Source organism: Chryseobacterium sp. JV558, from assembly GCF_033712365.1.
In the GTDB taxonomy this organism is placed as follows: Bacteria; Bacteroidota; Bacteroidia; order Flavobacteriales; family Weeksellaceae; genus Chryseobacterium.
This window is the reverse complement of the sequence record NZ_WJHU01000006.1, coordinates 50,221-66,795: the sequence shown is the minus strand read 5'-3', so window position 1 is coordinate 66,795 and position 16,575 is coordinate 50,221. Positions and strand designations below refer to the sequence as shown.

The following is a 16,575-nucleotide window of genomic DNA, read 5'->3' as shown; positions in this document are numbered from 1 at the left end:
TGATAAAATACCTTGCACAATTTCTGAAGGCATAATTGAATTTTATACAATAAAATAAAACTTTCACCCTGCCAATATTCTGCTTTTTTCATAACTTTACTCTAAATTTCAGCTTTTGGCTAATCTCTATAAAAAAGACTCTCCTTTTCAGGTTTATATATCATTCAAAAAATATTTGGATGTCCTGGAACATATCCGATATAATGACAGATTGGAATACAGAGTCAATTATGCAGAATCTTTAATAGAGAGTATCAGAAATTTTAAAGAGCTCAGAGAAGGGTTTCAGGATACTGCACTTCTCGAAAAATATGAAGACCTCATCAGGATGCTTCTTGCTGATCTTTTTCCAACCGGTCTTACCAGAAATGAGATAAAAGCAGCAAGTATTCCTCTTTCTAACATTACATTCAACTATACTGAAAGGTTTAAAGATATCCTTAAAGATGCCGGAAAAGACTTCGAAATAGAACTCAGAAATATTTCAGATAATGAGTTTTATGTATTCTGCTGCTGCCTTATTCTCCAGAGCTATTTCAAAAAAGATATTAAAAGTATAATCCCGTTCTATTATGACATCCCCAACAAACAGGGGATTATGAAGCATTATAAGATTACAGTCAACTCAGATTTTACGGAAATTACCCCTACAGAAGAAGCTAAAATCCCATCTGATGATGTTCTGGATATGCTGCTGGAAAATCTGGATGATTTTAAACTGTGGAAAAAACATTTCCCATCAGAATCATGGATACTGAAAGGATTTACCATTATCTCACTGGTAGATTGCACCTCTGAAGTAGCACTTTCTGACCTGAAATCCAGCATGATTGAAATTGATCCCGAAGATTTGAATCCCAACGAAAATCTGACTGAAATTTTCAAATCTTATTTTGATGTTCCGGAACTCAGTTTCGGATTGATGACTTTCAACAAAAAAGAACAGAAGCTTGATAAACTTCCCATTTATGAAAGTCTTCTCACCAATCATATACTCGATTTCTGGATCAATACTTTTGATGAAGAAACCCGTAAGAATACTTTTAATAATTTAAATCATAATTCAAAACCCGTTGTTGTTTCTAATGTAGACAACCTGGATGAAAATGTCAAACAGCTTCCTTCCTTCAGTATTTTAAAGGATAATAATATCAACAGCTTCATGGTAATCCCTATCATGAAAGACGGTGACCTCCTTGCGATCATGGAATTCACCTCTCCTATTGCTGGCAGCTTCAATGGTTTAAAACTCAAAAAACTGGAGTTTTTTACCGATATGATTCTTTTCTCTCTAAGCAGATTCTACTTTGAGAAAAATTATCAGATAGAAGCCATTATCCAGCGTGAATATACTACCATCCATGACAGTGTAGTCTGGAAGTTCAGAAATGAAGCTGAAAAATACTTTACCGCATCACTAGGAAAGAAAATATATACATTAAAGCAAATTTCTTTTAAAAACCTTACTCCGCTGTTTGGGGTTTCGGATATCCGTTCTTCTTCGGAAAAACGTTTTAATCTGATGCTTCAGGATCTTAATCAGCAGATTGAATGGCTGAATGAGATTTTTATACTCACTAATTCCGATTCAGAAAAATTCCTGCTGGCACTGGATATTTTTGAAAATGAACTGAACAATGAAATCAAAGCTGATACAGAGCAGCGTTTTCAAAGATTATTAAGGGAAGAAATTCATCCTTTTTTACAGGGAAAACTGGAAGTAAAAACCTCCAGAGAAATAAAGGCAAAAATTAAAGACTACTTTTCACATATCTTTACCCCTACTGACCTGTTTTATCATCACAGAAAAAACCTGGATGACTCTATCACTCTGGTCAACCGGAAACTGGCAGATTTGCTGGATGAAAGTCAGATAAAAGCACAGGAAATTTTCCCGCACTACTATGAAAGATTTAAGTCTGATGGTGTGGAACATAACCTGTATATTGGTCATACCATTGCTCCTGATCTTCACTATACCTCAAAAGTTGTTCACAAACTGAGATACATGCAGCTGAAAACCATCTGTAAAATGGAACTCGAATTTCAATCGTTCAAAAAACAACTTCCTGTACAGCTGGATATTGCCTCATTAATCTTTGTTTATAATGAAAAAATAGACATCCGTTTCCGAATGGATGAAAAGCGCTTTGATGTAGACGGCGCCTATAATTCTTATTACGAGATTATCAAAAAACGTCTGGATAAAGCCCATGTGAAAGATTCTGCAGAACGCATCACTGCTCCCGGAAAAATCACTATCGTCTATTTCGGAATGGAAAACCAAAAGGAATACCTCGATTACATTTCCAGGCTTCAGAAAAAAGGCGTATTACAGCATGACGTGGAGTTTCTTAAGGTAGAAGATCTTCAGGGAATTACAGGCTTGCTGGCACTGAGGGTTTCTTTTATGCTTCCACAGGAATAGAAAATAAATTTAATCTATAAAATAAGTATCCGGCTTCTTCAATTTCCCCTGAGGAATTCCTGCCTGTTCAAAAATAGAAAACTCAATGGTACGACAGATACTGTTCAAAGCAAGATCATTTTCTTCCTCTCCAAAAGGTTCTCCAATCTCCTGGATAATGGCATCAAGAGCGATGAAGGTATAACTGATGAGCAGAACAATCAAAGGCATCATCCACCCTAAAGAATCTACCAGTCCGAAAGGAAGCCAAAAGCAATACAGGTACACGGTACGGTGCAGCAAAACACTATAGGCAAAAGGTAACGGAGTATTGTAAATTCTCTCACAGCCACCGGAAATATTAGAAAACTGGTTCAGCTGATGATCCATAGATGTCATCACGATGGTATCAATATTTCCTTTTTTATTCTGTTCGTTGAGCCAGTCAGCAATAAATCCCAGAATAATATTAGGAATGAATTTTTTATCTTTTACCTGCTCCAGCTCTTCATGAGAAAGTAATCTTGAAAGATGCTCAGTACCTGTTTTATCTCTCAATTGAAAGTTCAGAGACCAGCAGAATGCAGAGATTAGCCTGATGATTCTTTCTTTGTCTTCTTTAGCTTCAGGAGAAGAATCGTTCACTAATGATAAGATCTGCCTCGTCAGAGATCTGGTTTCAATCACAAGTAATCCCCAAAGTTTCCGACCTTCCCAGAAACGGTCATAGCTCGCGGAATTACAGAAACCCATAAAAATGGCCAATGCCAATCCTATCAATGTAAAAATGGTAGGGTTAAGATGTACTTTATAATCAAATACTTTTCCTTTGAAATAGTAGATAGATACAGAAAACAGCGTAATGATCGTAAGCTGAACAATAATTTTCTTCAACACAGAACCTCTCCATATAAATAACATTTTCAGCCAATTTGTACGCTGTCTGACTATCATTTGTGCATGTATATCTTTTAATTAAATACTAAGAAAAGCAACCCCGAAGGACAAAACAGAGATAATAATCCCTGCCATAAAGATCTTATAGGTAATTGATAAAAGCTTGTACTTTCTGTCCAGAACTTTCCCCAGATAATACAGATCTTTTACCATAGAATCATAAATATAGTCTCTGTCTTTGATAAGGTCTTTCATCGCATTGTGATAATCATCAAACAACATCTGCTGAAAGTTTCCGAAGAACAGCAGGTTTACTTTTCTGTTCGCAATATCCTGAGGGGTAAAAGTTGTTTTGGTCACATTCGGTTTTGTAGACAGGATAGCAAATATGATTGTCATTACGCTGGACAATAACAATATAAAACTCGGAAGAATCAAATGTGAATTTTTAGGAGCATCCAGCTTAGGAATCAACACAGAAAGACAAACCGAAATAATGATTGCATTTACAGATAAGAGGATATTGGCCTTGCTGTCTGCAATATCACTTAGTCTGGTATGATTGTTAAGTGTTACTCTGAATAAAGTATCTACACTTCTGTCTGATTTTTCTTTTTCTTTTTTCCCTTCAGAGCTTTCCTTCTTTTCCTCTTTCTTCTCTTCTTCTTTTCCCAGCTTCTTTTCGATCTTTTTAATATTCTTCTTTTTCAGAGGTTCCCAGTTTTCTTTGGCATAATCTGTATAGAAAGTATGCTTATTTTTCAGCATATCAAGATTTCCGGCATTCCATTCTTCATTAGAAAAACATCTTACATTAGTCAGTTCCCATTCTTTTCTCAAAGCATCGGAAATATCGTTATAATCATGACCTGCAAAATGACTGAAATCAGCATCTTTTACGATTTTTTCCAGTAAATTCTGGGGTTCATAATATATCTTCGTAGCCAGAATCAGTTTCTCAACATCCGCTATATAATTTTCCTGATAATTTTCCTGCTGTAAAAAGGCTTTCATCACCTCTACACTCCTCTCTTCATGGTTCAGAGCACATTCTATATACCCCGTATCATGAAACCATAATGCTACAAGTACTTTCTCCTGATCCTCTTCAGAAACAGGGGTATTTTTCATGATTTCCTCAGCCTTATTCACCGTATAGGCAGTATGGATAAAATTATGATAAAAATATACTGAAGATAACTTATCTTTGAATAAGATTTCAACATAATTTTTGGCTTTTTGTAGAATGCTCATTCCTGAATTTTTGTTAATGTAAATTTATGAATTTATCCTTTAAAACTCATCTAAAAAATACTTCTATTGTTCTTCGAACTGTAATGTCCGCAGGAGCCCTTTATTCCTGTGCTACCTATAACGTACAAAAGGGCAAAAACTTATTTGAAGTAAAAGATTCTGAGATAAAATCTGAAAATGATTTTAAACTTTTTCTGATTGGAGACGCAGGAAACGCAGATGAACCTCAGGCACAAAAGACACTGAGTTTACTGAAAAACAAACTGGATTCTGCCGACAGCAATTCTATGCTGATCTTTTTGGGAGACAATATCTATCCAAATGGGATGCCCAAAGAAACAGATAAAGAGTATGAATCAGCTAAAAATAAACTGGAAAATCAACTTGCCATAACCAAAAATTTCAAGGGTAAAACATTGGTAATTCCCGGAAATCACGATTGGTACAACGGAATAGAAGGATTGAATACTCAGGAGGGATTGGTAAAAAAATACCTCGACGACAAAAAAGCTTTTCTACCTAAAAACGGATGCCCTATTGATGACATCAACATTTCTAAAGACATTAAGCTTATTGCTGTTGATTCGGAATGGGTGATTGCAAACTGGGACAATTACCCCGGAATCAATAAAAACTGTAATATCAAAACCCGTGAGAATTTTTTTGATGAATTTAAAGATCTCATTATCAAAAATCAGGGTAAAAAAATCATTGTTGCTTTACACCATCCCATTATCAGCAGTGGAACCCATGCAGGCTTTAATTCTGCAAAGTCACATCTTTTTCCTTTAAAAAGTAAGGTTCCTGTTCCTGGTGTTGCGAGCTTAATCAATATTTTAAGAAGTTCCTCAGGAGCCAGTCCTGAAGATATCAATAACCAGCATTATGCGGATCTGGCCAACAGACTGAAAAGTATCGTTCAGGATAAGGAAAATATTATTTTTGTTTCCGGACATGATCATAATCTTCAATATCATGAGGATGAAAACATAAGACAAATCATCAGTGGTGCTGGTTCTAAAACAGATCCGTCTACCATTATAGAAAAAACTGACTTTTCCTATGGAGGCAGCGGTTTTGCTGTTTTAAATTTCAGAAAAGATGAAAGTACTGATGTTGAATATTTTTCTACAAAAGATGCACAGCTTCAAAAACTGACTCATATTTCAGTAATTTCCAAGCCGGATGTATTTATCAATAATTTTCCCAATTCATTTCCGCAGACCTTCTCTTCCACTATTTACCCTGTACAGCTTACTCAAAAAAGAAAATTTTATCGCTGGCTTTGGGGAGATCACTACAGAAATTATTACGGAATTCCGATTGAGGCTCCAACGGCCAATCTTTCAGAATTAAATGGCGGATATATCCCTTTCAGAGAAGGTGGAGGAAACCAATCCAACAGCTTACGATTGAAATCTGCTGACGGGCAGGAATTCGTCATGCGTGGAGTGAAAAAAAGTGCCATCCGTTTTCTTAACAACATGGCTTTCACAAAAAGTACATTAGGAGAAGAACTTACGGATACTTTCCCTGAAAAATTTCTATTGGATTTTTATACTACCAATCACCCTTTTACTCCGTTTACGATTGGAAATATGTCAGAGAAACTGAATATTCTGCACAGCAATCCAAAACTGTATTATATTCCTAAACAACAAGCTTTGGGAAGATATAATGAGAATTACGGAGATGAAATGTATATGATTGAAGAACGTTTTTCTTCTGATCCTAAAACACTGGCCTATCTCGGAAATGCAAAAGATATTGTTTCTACAGATGATGTATTAAAGAACCTCAGCAAAAGCAATAAATATTCTGTTGACAGAGAGTCTTACATCAGAGCAAGATTATTTGATATGCTTATTGGCGACTGGGACAGACACTCAGATCAGTGGAAATGGGCAGAATATGAAGTGGGTGACAAGGTAGTTTACAAACCAATCCCTAAAGACAGAGATCAGGCATTCAGTAAATATGACGGAGCTGCATTTAGGCTTATTATGAATGTTCCGGCAATCCGCCATATGAAAACCTTTACAGAAGATATCAGCAGTGTAAAGTGGCTTGCTATGGAACCTTACCCAATGGATTTGGTCTTTTTAAAAGGGGCTGATCAGACAGAATGGGAAACACAGGCAAAATATATTCAGGAACATCTCACTGATGCGGATATTGATGATGCTTTCCATAATCTTCCTAAAGAAGTACAAGACAGCACCATTGCTGAGATCCAGAGAAAACTGAAAGTAAGAAAAACAAAACTTCAAAGCTACGCTGCTCAATATTATGATGTATTGCAGAAAAAAGTACCGCTGGCAGGAACTGTAAATCCTGATAAGTTTATCATTACCAAAGACGGGCACTCAGTACTTGTACAGCAATATAAACTGGGCAAAAATAAGGATCAGAACGAACTGGTTTTTGAAAAGACCTATCATGATTCTAAAACAAAAGAACTCTGGATCTACGGACTGGAAGATGATGATACCTATGAAGTAAAAGGCACCGGAAATCCTAAAATGAACATCAGACTGATTGGTGGATATAATCATGATACGTATACTGTTGCTGATGGAAGAAAAGTGAAGATTTATGATTTTAAATCTCAGAAGAATACCTATAATGCTGGTAATGCAACCAAAAACATCACTGATGATTATGACATCAACAGTTATAATTATAAACACCCGAAATACAATTCTTTTGCAGGATATCCAAACCTGGACTACAACCCGGATGATGGTGTTATTGTAGGTGTTCTGGCCAATTATACCGTTAATAATTTCATCCGTGATCCTTATACACAAAGACACAGCTTAAAAGCTAATTTTTATACTGCGACAGCAGGATTTAGCCTTACCTATAAAGGAGTATTTAAAAAAGCAATCTCAGGTTGGGATTTCAATCTGGATGCATTTTATACGACTCCAAGGTTTTCTCAAAACTTCTTCGGACTGTCTAATGAAAGTGAATATGACAAAGAAAGTACAGAAAGAGAATACAACAGAGCCAGAATTTCAAAATTCAACTTTGCACCTTCTATCTCTCAGAAGAGCTGGATGAATCTGAGCCATCAGTTTCAATTGACTTTTGAAGATAATAAAGTACAGAGAAAAGCTGACCGCTTTATCAACCAGTCACCGGACGTAAGACCTGGCGTATTTAACAGCCAGCAGTTTGTAGGAGCCAATTATACATTTGGTTATAAAAATGCGGATAATGCAGCCTTCCCTACTCTTGGGCTGGAATTTATGCTTAATGCCGATTGGAAAGCAACTCTTTCTGATTTTAATAAAAATTTCCTGACTGTAAAAGGAAAGCTCGCTGTTGATCACAGAATTGATAAGAAAGGAAAATTTGTTTTTGCCAATGCCAGTAATGTTATGTGGATGAATAACAATAATTTTGAATTCTATCAGGCAGCGACTATTGGAGGTAACAATGGAATGAGAGCTTTCAGAAACGAGAGATTCTCAGGAAGATCCTATTTTACCAATAACTCAGAAATACGATGGGATTTTGGGAGAGTAAGAAACAATATTATTCCTGCAAATATGGGAATCCTTATCGGATATGATATCGGCCGTGTATGGAATGACAATGAAAATTCCAGAAAATGGCACCAGTCTGCCGGCGCCGGTGTTTGGCTGAGTATTGTAGAAATGATGTCTGCAAGACTGAATTATTTTTATGGTTCAGACGGCGGAAGACTTTCGGCAGGGATAGGAATGAAGTTTTAAGTGATTTCGTTATAAAAGAAATTAACTCAGATCTACAGCACAACAATTAAAAAGGAAATTCAAAACTCTGGTTGTCAATTAATTAAATTAACTATTATTGAACATTCAAAAAAAAATCAATTTTAATTAAATTTAATAATTCTAATTTTCAGCTTACATTTTTCACTAATAAAACAAATATGGCTTTTAAATAAAAGCCATATTTTCAGCTATATAAGTCAATGCAACACATAGCACTATATGTTTATCAATTCTTTAAAAAAAGGACATTTTAAAAACATTTTATATTTGCTGCAACAAAAAATCAACAGATGATGAAAAAAAAGCTATTATATATGGCACTATTTGTCATGTTCATTCATTTAAATGCACAGATAGGGATTAAGACTTCAACACCTCAACATACATTACATGTCAATGGTTCACTGCAGGTAGTTAAAGACCTAAATGTAGGCGGTGATGATAGAACAAAAGGTAATTCAGGAAACAAAGGGGAAGTTCTGATGTCAAACGGAGCTGGAAATACTCCGGTATGGAAAACGATAGAATCTGAAAACTTCTTAAAAGTGGTCTACGTTGGAAATAAAACAGACATCAGCCCATCCAGCGGTAGTTATACAGGAACACATTCTACTCCAGTCAGCACACATGAAAGTTATTCACAAACCTATGTTTTCAATGTGAGCAATAAGATTGATACAGCTTATTTGACTTATAACTCATCAACAGGGCTTTTCACAGTAGTAAAACCTGGGTTTTATAATATTGTTCCTTATGCAACCTATGATTTGAATTTAAATCCATCAGGACACACTGCAGGAACTGCCAATTCTTATATCCAAAAAGTATCTCCTGCATTGACAACACTTGCAGGAATATCTACCGGACATGGAGAGCGTACTACAGGATTGAATCATAATCTTTCATCCATTAACTTTTTTAATACGGGAGAAACCTTCAGAATACGCTGCCGATATACACAGGATTTCAGGCTTTCAAGCGGCAATATCCACATATCATATCTTACTCCGTAATAAACAATTAAATCACTTCAATTACATTCATATATTAAAAAATCCACAGATTTACTCTGTGGATTTTGTATTTAGTATAATTATGGGAATGGAAAGTATAATAGTACCTGTCCGTTTGTATCATATTTATAATTCCATTGACTGCTTGAATGCCCTGGCGGATACGTCATATTGCCATTAGCAGGGTTGGGCAGATATTGACTAATCGTTTCTTTTGCTCTGAAATTATTTGTAGATAAACTTTTTTCGTAAAAATCATCATTGATCAAATATAGTTTTTTGAATGGATTTGCAGCGTTGTCAAAATCAGAATAGGTAGTAGTCGTTATTTTATTATCTACACCTCCCGTTTTTTCCAATACTTCACTCTTAATAAGATTATTATTACTATTTAAGTAATATGATGTATAATATTCAAAACCACCCTTTTTTACATAGGTCGTTATTTTATCTTGCTCATATGCATAGCTTTTTGATGTTTCTACGTAGGAAGGATAGCCGGTATAGTTCACATACTTTTCAGCTTTTATGGGTCTGTTATTTTCCATTAAATAGATAACGGTTCCATAACTTTCAAATCCCTCTGGTCCGAAATGATCCACTTGCACTTTATTACCAGTATATGTCAGCTGGGTAAGTACATTAGGATTAAAAAAACCGCCAATACCTGTAGAATAATAATATTTCCCAAGCATACTTTTTAAGCGATTATTCTCATAGGTAAACTGGTAATATTTTTCAGGACTAGGCATCGTAGAAAAACGATAATCCATCTCAAAAATATACCCCTTATCAGGTTGTAGCTCCGCTTGTGTATGCTCTATTGCATCATCATTCGTACTGCACGAAAATAAACTTAGTGCAAATAAAATATAAAATATTTTTTTCATGGTTATCTAATAGGCTGCAAAAGTAAGAATAAACAACCTAAAAAGAAAAAGTAAAAACATTTCCACCTTCATTCTTCCCTTTCTCATCAGCAATCATTACTGTTTTATCATCAAGAAAAACAATAGCTTCTTTTTGTGAATTATGATTCAATGAAATTTTCTGAATTTTAGCAGAGCTGAAATCATTAGCTGTAAAACCTGTAAGAACGTGAACATTTTTATGCGTCAGCAATACAATCTTATCCTTGGTACTGTTGATCGTAGCTGAAGTAATGGCAGCATCATTATACCCGCCCTGAAGTTTCAATGTTCCTATTAACTTTGCTTCAAAATCACCTTCTTTATTAGGCACCTGGAACACAAGGAAAGTTCCGTCAAAACCTTTACTCCTGTTTTTTGTGAATAAGTAAAAATTGCCATCCATTTCTACAAAAGCTTCACAATCGTATAACAGATTTGATTTTTTGGGAGGAAATTCTGTCTGGCCCTGATAATGGAATTTTGTAGTCTGAACAACTTTTGTAACTGTTTGTCTGCTGTCTTTCAAATCGGTTTTTAAAATAGCCAGATCCTGTCTGTTATTATCATTATTTCCAAAATCTCCAATATAAATATTTCCCTGAGAATCTGATATGATATCTTCCCAGTCTGTATTCTCAGCATTTTCTACCGGTACTTTTGCCAGCATATCACCTTTATCACTCAGTCCGTATATAGCATTTTTATTTCCTCTGTCTTCTATCACCCAGATTGTTTTCTTATCTTTTGACAAAGTAATTCCGGAAACTTCCTTCAACTTTTTAGGTAGAGAAAACTGGACTTTCAATTCATCCTCATTAGGCGGAGAATTCTGAGCTTTTGGATTGCAGCTCAATAAAAGCAAAGCAGGTAAAATAAGAAAGCGTAACATATATATTTTTATTTTTTTAATTGAATGTAAGAAGCATTAATTGTTCCAATCGGAAACTATGAAAGTTTTTTTGCCTTTTCCCAAAGAACATCCATTTCTTCCAGAGACATATCTGCCAGTTTTAGATCCTGCTCTTCCGCAAGTCCTTCCATCTTCTGAAATCGTGAAATAAACTTCAGGTTGGTTCTTTCTAAAGCAGAATCGGGATTAATTCCTGAAATTCTTGCATAATTGATCAGTGAGAAAAACACATCACCCAGTTCCTGTTCCTTTTTATGAAGATCAGTCTCAGCATGAAACTCCTGAATCTCTTCATCCACTTTTTTCCAGGCATCTTCAGCATCATGAAATTCAAAACCAATTCCTTTTACTTTGTCCTGAATTCTATACGCTTTTACCATACTTGGCAAACTTTTCGGTACTCCGCCCAAAATGGATTTATTTCCTTCTTTGAGTTTTAGTTTTTCCCAATTCTGTTTCACTTCTTCTTCGTCTTTCACTTCAACATCTCCATAGATATGAGGATGGCGGAAGATCAGCTTTTCATTAAGAGAATTGATCACATCTGCAATATCAAAACTTTCTTTTTCTGATCCAATTTTAGCATAAAAAACTAAGTGAAGCAAAACATCACCCAGTTCTTTTTTTATTTCCTGCAAATCGTCCTGTAAAATAGCATCTGAAAGCTCATAAGTTTCTTCAAGGGTAAGATGGCGAAGAGACTCTAAGGTCTGTTTCTGGTCCCACGGACATTTTTCACGCAGATCATCCATGATATCCAGTAATCTTCCGAAGGCCTCTAGTTTCTCCTGTTTCGTATTCATAAGTAATGGGAAATTCAATCTTATACAAATGTAAGGGATATTTCGGGTCTATGGCAAAGGTTGGGGTTGAAAGTTGAGAGATTATAGATGCGTTACGAGGTACGGGGTGCGAGATTCGTCATCGCGTTCAATGTTTAATGATAAAGACGAAATTTGAACTCAGCAGAAAATTTCCCTAATCCCTGCTACCTATCATCTCCTACCTGCTACCTAAAAACAAAAAAGCCTTGCCAGGAAATCCCGACAAGGCTTTGTATTTTTAATTCAGAACTGAATTATCCTTGTTTTCTGTGTGTACTTTTTGGAGCTGATTTTGCAGCTGAAGTAGCTTTTACTTTTTGTGCAGCAGGTTTTTCTGCTTTTGGAGCTTTTTTAGCTTCTTTTTCAATGTTTAGCTCTTCTGCAGGTTCTCCATCTAAAGTTTCAGCCTCAGCTTTCACAAAACTTTCAGGAGTAATATATCCCGCTTTATGAAGTACATTGTACCACTGAGCCAATTTTTTGATATCAGAAGCATATACTCTTTCTGTATCATAGTTAGGAAGAGATGCCAACATAAAATCTTTCAGATCTGCATCAGAAGATTTGTGAGAGATTGTTTCTTTATAGTCGTTGTTTTTAGCAATATTTTCAAAAACTTCGAACAAAGGAACTTCTTTCTCAAATGTAAACATGGCAATATTGTCCAATAAACTTACCTGGCTTGAGTTTCCAATACTCACTTTTTTCTTACTGGTAACATCTTCAATGATGAATCCGTTTCTTAATTGAGAAACTAATTTGTAAAGTCCTGGTTTTCCAGAAATTGAAATTATTTTTTCTAACAGCATAATTTTATTTTTTGTAAATTCTGCAATCAGCCCTAAGCTTTTTGCTTTATATTATTTCTTTTATCCTTGTTTAAATTATTTTGGAAATCTCATTTTGTAACCAATATTCACATCACCCTGAGAGATTTTTGTCAGTTTACCTTTTACCAGTTTCTTCTTCAGAGCACTCAGATGGTCAGTAAACAGTACCCCTTCAATGTGGTCATATTCATGCTGAATTACGCGGGCTCTAATATCGGAAAAAGTTTCTGTATGTTTCACAAAATTTTCGTCATAATATTCAATAACGATTGTGCCTTTTCTTTTTACGTCTTCTCTTATATCCGGAATAGACAGACAGCCTTCATTGAACTTCCATTCTTCACCTGATTCTTCAAGAATTCTGGCATTGATGAATACTTTTTTGAACTCTGCCAACTCATCTTTAATATCTTCATAATCCTCATCTTCAGCAAGAGGAGTCACATCTATTATAAATATACGGATATCTAAACCGATCTGAGGCGCTGCAAGACCTATGCCGTTTGCGCTGTACATCGTTTCAAACATGTTATCTAACAGTTCCTGTAATTCGGGATAGTCTTTGTCTATATCTTTTCCTACTTTTCTCAAAACAGGATCCCCAAAAGCTCTTATCGGTAAAATCATCTTAATCTTTGTTCTAAAAAATTCTGCAATATGATGGTTGCACTTACTTTATCTATTAATCCTTTTTCCTGCCTCTTTTTTTTACTTTTTCCACTTTGGGAAATAAAAAATGAAGCCATTTTGGAAGTAAATCTTTCATCAAAACGATGGACCGCAATATCCGAAAATTCTTTTTTAAATTCTTCAATGAATTTTAAAATATCGGTTTCCACTTCCGAAACGTTTCCTTTCAAATCTATGGGAAGCCCAACTACTACCTCATCTACCTTATTTTCATTGAAATATTTTTTCAAAAATTCCAGTAAAAAACGGTTCTCCACAGTCTCCAGCCCACTGGCTATAATCTGCATATCATCTGTTGCAGCGATACCACAACGAGCCTTTCCGTAGTCAATTGCAAGGATTTGTCCCATAAGTCTGCAAATTTAGTAAAATTTACTGATTTTATTCATAACGCAGTTTTTTTATATAAATCATGTTTTATTCCATTATTTTTTTTATAATTTTAATCTTCCAAAAAACAATTATATGAAGAAACTCATCCTCGTAAGACATGCAAAAAGCGACTGGCCGGAGGAAACGGAGGACTTTGACAGACCATTGGCAGACAAGGGTTTGACAGACGCTATGCACATGTCCAGATTCCTTAAAAACAATAACATTTCCATTGATCACTTTGTGTCCAGCCCTGCGGTACGTGCATTGAATACTTGTAAAATTTTCAATCAGGCCTATCAACTAAACTGTTCTACTGATGAAAAATTGTACAATCCATCGGAAACAAGTTTTGAATCTGTAATCTATGACCTGGATGATACCCTGAATTCTGTTGCTTTTTTCTCTCATAATAATGGAATTTCCAATTTTGCCAATTCCATTTCTGAAGATATTTTCCATTTTCCCACCTGTGGGGTTGCTGGTTTTGAAGTAGACTGTGAATCCTGGTCCGAGTTTGACGGTGCCAAAAAGAAACTTCTTTTCTTTTATGAACCGGGGAAAATATAAATTTACTTCATTATTTTTTTATGCCACGATATTAATCCTCCTTTTCTCCTGTCAGAAACAGAAGAAAACGTACTATGAATCTATTGCACCGAATGATATTAAGCTTTCTTCTTCTCCAAAGCCCGGAAGCTGGCGGTACAATCATGATGAAAAATTTCAGACGTTTGAAGATTTTCAGAAATTTAAAAAAATAAAACCTGAACTTGGAAAAAATATCATTTATCTTCAGCCGATCGGAAAGTTTGATGAACTTCAGAAAAGAGAAATAACACTCACCAAAGAATATTTAAAAATATATTTCCAGCTGGAGACAAAGATTCTTCCCGCTTTACCCAATACAATCTTTCCTGAAAAGATCAAAAGAATTTCAAAGGAGGGACAAGAGCAAATTCTGGCAAGTTACGTTCTGGACAGCATTCTGATTAAAAGAAAGCCTAAAGATGCTGTAGTATTAATGGGAATTACAGAAAAAGATCTTTTCCCGCGGCCGGAATGGAACTACATTTTCGGACTTGCATCTTATGAAGAGGGCGTAGGGGTAACGTCCATGTATAGATTTGCAAACGGTTATTTAACCGATTCCAATTTCAATGAGAGTTTTCTGAGATTAATAAAAATAAGTTCTCACGAGATCGAGCATATGTTTGGAATCAGCCATTGTCTGAATGCCAATTGTGTGATGAATGGAACCAATTCTTTGACAGAAACTGATTATCATCTTGCAAGAGCCTGCTCATTATGTCAAATGAAGCTGAATGCAAGTATACCGCATGACAATAAGAAAAGATTACTTGAATTAAAAAGTTTCTTTGGGAAACAACATCTAAATTCAGAATTGAATTGGGCAGACCGGGATCTCAATGAATTGCAATAGTGATTTTTTTCATTATTTCTTATGACCAACTTCTTTCAGATATTTGTCATAGTTCATATAAGGCTCTTTAGTCCGTGTATTTGGTTTTAAATAAAGCATACCTTCTTTATTATCTAATATTACATTAAACTGACTGAGAATCTGATTTCCGAATAGAGTTGGTCTTCCCGTTGGTTTTAGAGGATCTGCAGCATTCGTTACAATATCTTTAAATTCTCTTCCCCCAATAAAAGCATTCAACCGGATCAACTTTTTATCATTCAACATTTGTAACTCCTTCAGGTTTTCCCAATTTTTACCTTGGCTTGTAAAATCGTCTCCAACAAGCATAGTTCCTTCTCTACCGGTATCAAACAGAAACCAAAAAGAATATTTTCTATCATTCTGGATAAAGTCAACATTGAATTTCGGACGGTTTTGCTCATAAAAAACTGCCTGTTTTTTAAATATTTTAGCTTTATCCGGTAATTCAGCATAAATAATTATCATTTTCCGATCATAATCAATCTCTATAATTCTATCTCTGAAAAAACCATTTCCTATAATCAAATCTTCCTCTGGTTTCATATTTCCCACTTCTGTTAAAGGAACTTCTTTCCAGACAGCATCACCAATCTGTAATATATTTCTGGAACTTGTGCGAGCTTCATTAACACCTTGGGTATTGCTTACCATTGTTTTACTTGTAAAAGCAACTTTCAGTTTTTCTGAAACAAGCTTATTAATGCAAGATGTCCCGGCTCCAAGATCAAACTGAATGTTTACCTCCTCTTTTTCATTCAGAATTCCTTTAAAATAAATTCGTGATCCCGTAATAGTAAAAGGAATTTCCAGAGGGTAGGGTTTATTTTTATTCTGCTTCAATGAAATAAAAGATGGATCTTCTGCTGCCATAATGCGAACCAGACAGCTATCTTTTCCGTTGCGTAAAACTATTACATCATAACTTTTTCCATATTGGGTATTAAAACTTATCTTTCCCTGATCAGTAACAAGTTTTACTTTACTTCTTTTGTAGGGAAGGTTTACATAATAAATATCAGGTCGTAATTGGGGCTCCAGTTTCCAATTCATTTTAACATTTGTTCCATCATAAATTACAGCATTATCACTTGTTGATTTTATTACAGGAATTTTTTTTTGGGAAAAAACAGCATTCAAACATCCTGTTGAAATGAAGAGAAGTAAGAAAGTGGCAGTAAGAAAAGAATTATTTTTCATGGGCATTCCGATTATTTTCCTTTTAATAAAATAGACAT

Annotated in this window: 14 protein-coding genes; 5 read left to right on the top strand and 9 right to left on the bottom strand. The window is 35.1% G+C overall.

What is annotated here, in order from left to right; genetic code table 11:
• Nucleotides 1-115: 115 nt before the first annotated feature.
• Nucleotides 116-2,428 carry a GAF domain-containing protein gene (locus tag GFU89_RS18755; protein ID WP_318848594.1) on the top strand — a complete coding sequence of 771 codons (2,313 nt, stop codon included), beginning with the start codon at nucleotides 116-118 and terminating at the stop codon, nucleotides 2,426-2,428.
• A gap of 9 nt (nucleotides 2,429-2,437) precedes the next feature.
• Here GFU89_RS18755 and GFU89_RS18750 read toward each other — a convergent pair whose 3' ends face one another.
• Together GFU89_RS18750 and GFU89_RS18745 are read right to left on the bottom strand one after the other, a co-directional pair.
• Nucleotides 2,438-3,361 carry a bestrophin family protein gene (locus tag GFU89_RS18750; protein ID WP_318848593.1) on the bottom strand — a complete coding sequence of 308 codons (924 nt, stop codon included), beginning with the start codon at nucleotides 3,359-3,361 and terminating at the stop codon, nucleotides 2,438-2,440.
• A 21-nt stretch (nucleotides 3,362-3,382) separates the two neighbouring features.
• Nucleotides 3,383-4,558: a Pycsar system effector family protein gene (locus GFU89_RS18745; protein WP_318848592.1), complete on the bottom strand. Its 1,176-nt coding sequence runs from the start codon at nucleotides 4,556-4,558 to the stop codon at nucleotides 3,383-3,385.
• Between the two features lie 26 nt (nucleotides 4,559-4,584).
• Here GFU89_RS18745 and GFU89_RS18740 point away from each other — a divergent pair, with 26 nt between their 5' ends.
• Together GFU89_RS18740 and GFU89_RS18735 are read left to right on the top strand one after the other, a co-directional pair.
• Nucleotides 4,585-8,301, top strand: a complete 3,717-nt coding sequence (locus tag GFU89_RS18740) for a metallophosphoesterase (protein ID WP_318848591.1) — start codon at nucleotides 4,585-4,587, stop codon at nucleotides 8,299-8,301.
• A 311-nt stretch (nucleotides 8,302-8,612) separates the two neighbouring features.
• Nucleotides 8,613-9,335 (top strand): hypothetical protein, encoded by a 723-nt coding sequence (locus GFU89_RS18735; RefSeq protein ID WP_318848590.1) that lies wholly within the window; start codon nucleotides 8,613-8,615, stop codon nucleotides 9,333-9,335.
• 80 nt (nucleotides 9,336-9,415) lie between these two features.
• Here GFU89_RS18735 and GFU89_RS18730 read toward each other — a convergent pair whose 3' ends face one another.
• From GFU89_RS18730 to ruvX, 6 genes are all read right to left on the bottom strand, one after another.
• Nucleotides 9,416-10,225, bottom strand: a complete 810-nt coding sequence (locus GFU89_RS18730; protein WP_318848589.1) for a hypothetical protein — start codon at nucleotides 10,223-10,225, stop codon at nucleotides 9,416-9,418.
• A gap of 37 nt (nucleotides 10,226-10,262) precedes the next feature.
• A complete protein-coding gene (locus tag GFU89_RS18725; protein ID WP_318848588.1) occupies nucleotides 10,263-11,135 on the bottom strand; it encodes an SdiA-regulated domain-containing protein in 873 nt (290 codons plus the stop codon).
• A 56-nt stretch (nucleotides 11,136-11,191) separates the two neighbouring features.
• Nucleotides 11,192-11,959 carry a nucleoside triphosphate pyrophosphohydrolase gene (mazG, locus tag GFU89_RS18720; RefSeq protein WP_318848587.1) on the bottom strand — a complete coding sequence of 256 codons (768 nt, stop codon included), beginning with the start codon at nucleotides 11,957-11,959 and terminating at the stop codon, nucleotides 11,192-11,194.
• Nucleotides 11,960-12,234: 275 nt separating this feature from the next.
• On the bottom strand, nucleotides 12,235-12,789 hold the full coding sequence (locus GFU89_RS18715) for a DUF5606 domain-containing protein (protein ID WP_318848586.1): 555 nt from the start codon (nucleotides 12,787-12,789) through the stop codon (nucleotides 12,235-12,237).
• A 75-nt stretch (nucleotides 12,790-12,864) separates the two neighbouring features.
• A complete protein-coding gene (def, locus tag GFU89_RS18710) occupies nucleotides 12,865-13,437 on the bottom strand; it encodes a peptide deformylase (protein WP_318848585.1) in 573 nt (190 codons plus the stop codon).
• A complete protein-coding gene (ruvX, locus tag GFU89_RS18705; protein WP_318848584.1) occupies nucleotides 13,434-13,850 on the bottom strand; it encodes a Holliday junction resolvase RuvX in 417 nt (138 codons plus the stop codon). The genes def and ruvX overlap by 4 nt, the downstream gene beginning before the upstream one ends.
• 115 nt (nucleotides 13,851-13,965) lie before the next feature.
• Here ruvX and GFU89_RS18700 point away from each other — a divergent pair, with 115 nt between their 5' ends.
• Entirely contained in the window at nucleotides 13,966-14,442 is a 477-nt protein-coding gene (locus GFU89_RS18700; RefSeq protein WP_318848583.1) for a SixA phosphatase family protein, read from the top strand.
• A complete protein-coding gene (locus tag GFU89_RS18695) occupies nucleotides 14,423-15,316 on the top strand; it encodes an archaemetzincin (RefSeq protein WP_318848582.1) in 894 nt (297 codons plus the stop codon). The genes GFU89_RS18700 and GFU89_RS18695 overlap by 20 nt, the downstream gene beginning before the upstream one ends.
• Before the next feature lie 12 nt (nucleotides 15,317-15,328).
• Here GFU89_RS18695 and GFU89_RS18690 read toward each other — a convergent pair whose 3' ends face one another.
• Complete coding sequence (locus tag GFU89_RS18690) at nucleotides 15,329-16,537, bottom strand: retropepsin-like aspartic protease (protein ID WP_318848581.1); 1,209 nt, start codon at nucleotides 16,535-16,537, stop codon at nucleotides 15,329-15,331.
• Nucleotides 16,538-16,575: the final 38 nt, after the last annotated feature.

What these genes read in the sequence shown, in the direction of transcription:
- GFU89_RS18750 (WP_318848593.1), bottom strand. Translation starts at nt 3,361, where the DNA reads ATGATAGTCAGACAGCGTACAAATTGGCTGAAAATGTTATTTATATGG.
- GFU89_RS18745 (WP_318848592.1), bottom strand. Translation starts at nt 4,558, where the DNA reads ATGAGCATTCTACAAAAAGCCAAAAATTATGTTGAAATCTTATTCAAA.
- GFU89_RS18740 (WP_318848591.1), top strand. Translation starts at nt 4,585, where the DNA reads ATGAATTTATCCTTTAAAACTCATCTAAAAAATACTTCTATTGTTCTT.
- GFU89_RS18735 (WP_318848590.1), top strand. Translation starts at nt 8,613, where the DNA reads ATGATGAAAAAAAAGCTATTATATATGGCACTATTTGTCATGTTCATT.
- GFU89_RS18730 (WP_318848589.1), bottom strand. Translation starts at nt 10,225, where the DNA reads ATGAAAAAAATATTTTATATTTTATTTGCACTAAGTTTATTTTCGTGC.
- GFU89_RS18725 (WP_318848588.1), bottom strand. Translation starts at nt 11,135, where the DNA reads ATGTTACGCTTTCTTATTTTACCTGCTTTGCTTTTATTGAGCTGCAAT.
- mazG (WP_318848587.1), bottom strand. Translation starts at nt 11,959, where the DNA reads ATGAATACGAAACAGGAGAAACTAGAGGCCTTCGGAAGATTACTGGAT.
- GFU89_RS18715 (WP_318848586.1), bottom strand. Translation starts at nt 12,789, where the DNA reads ATGCTGTTAGAAAAAATAATTTCAATTTCTGGAAAACCAGGACTTTAC.
- def (WP_318848585.1), bottom strand. Translation starts at nt 13,437, where the DNA reads ATGATTTTACCGATAAGAGCTTTTGGGGATCCTGTTTTGAGAAAAGTA.
- ruvX (WP_318848584.1), bottom strand. Translation starts at nt 13,850, where the DNA reads ATGGGACAAATCCTTGCAATTGACTACGGAAAGGCTCGTTGTGGTATC.
- GFU89_RS18700 (WP_318848583.1), top strand. Translation starts at nt 13,966, where the DNA reads ATGAAGAAACTCATCCTCGTAAGACATGCAAAAAGCGACTGGCCGGAG.
- GFU89_RS18695 (WP_318848582.1), top strand. Translation starts at nt 14,423, where the DNA reads ATGAACCGGGGAAAATATAAATTTACTTCATTATTTTTTTATGCCACG.
- GFU89_RS18690 (WP_318848581.1), bottom strand. Translation starts at nt 16,537, where the DNA reads ATGAAAAATAATTCTTTTCTTACTGCCACTTTCTTACTTCTCTTCATT.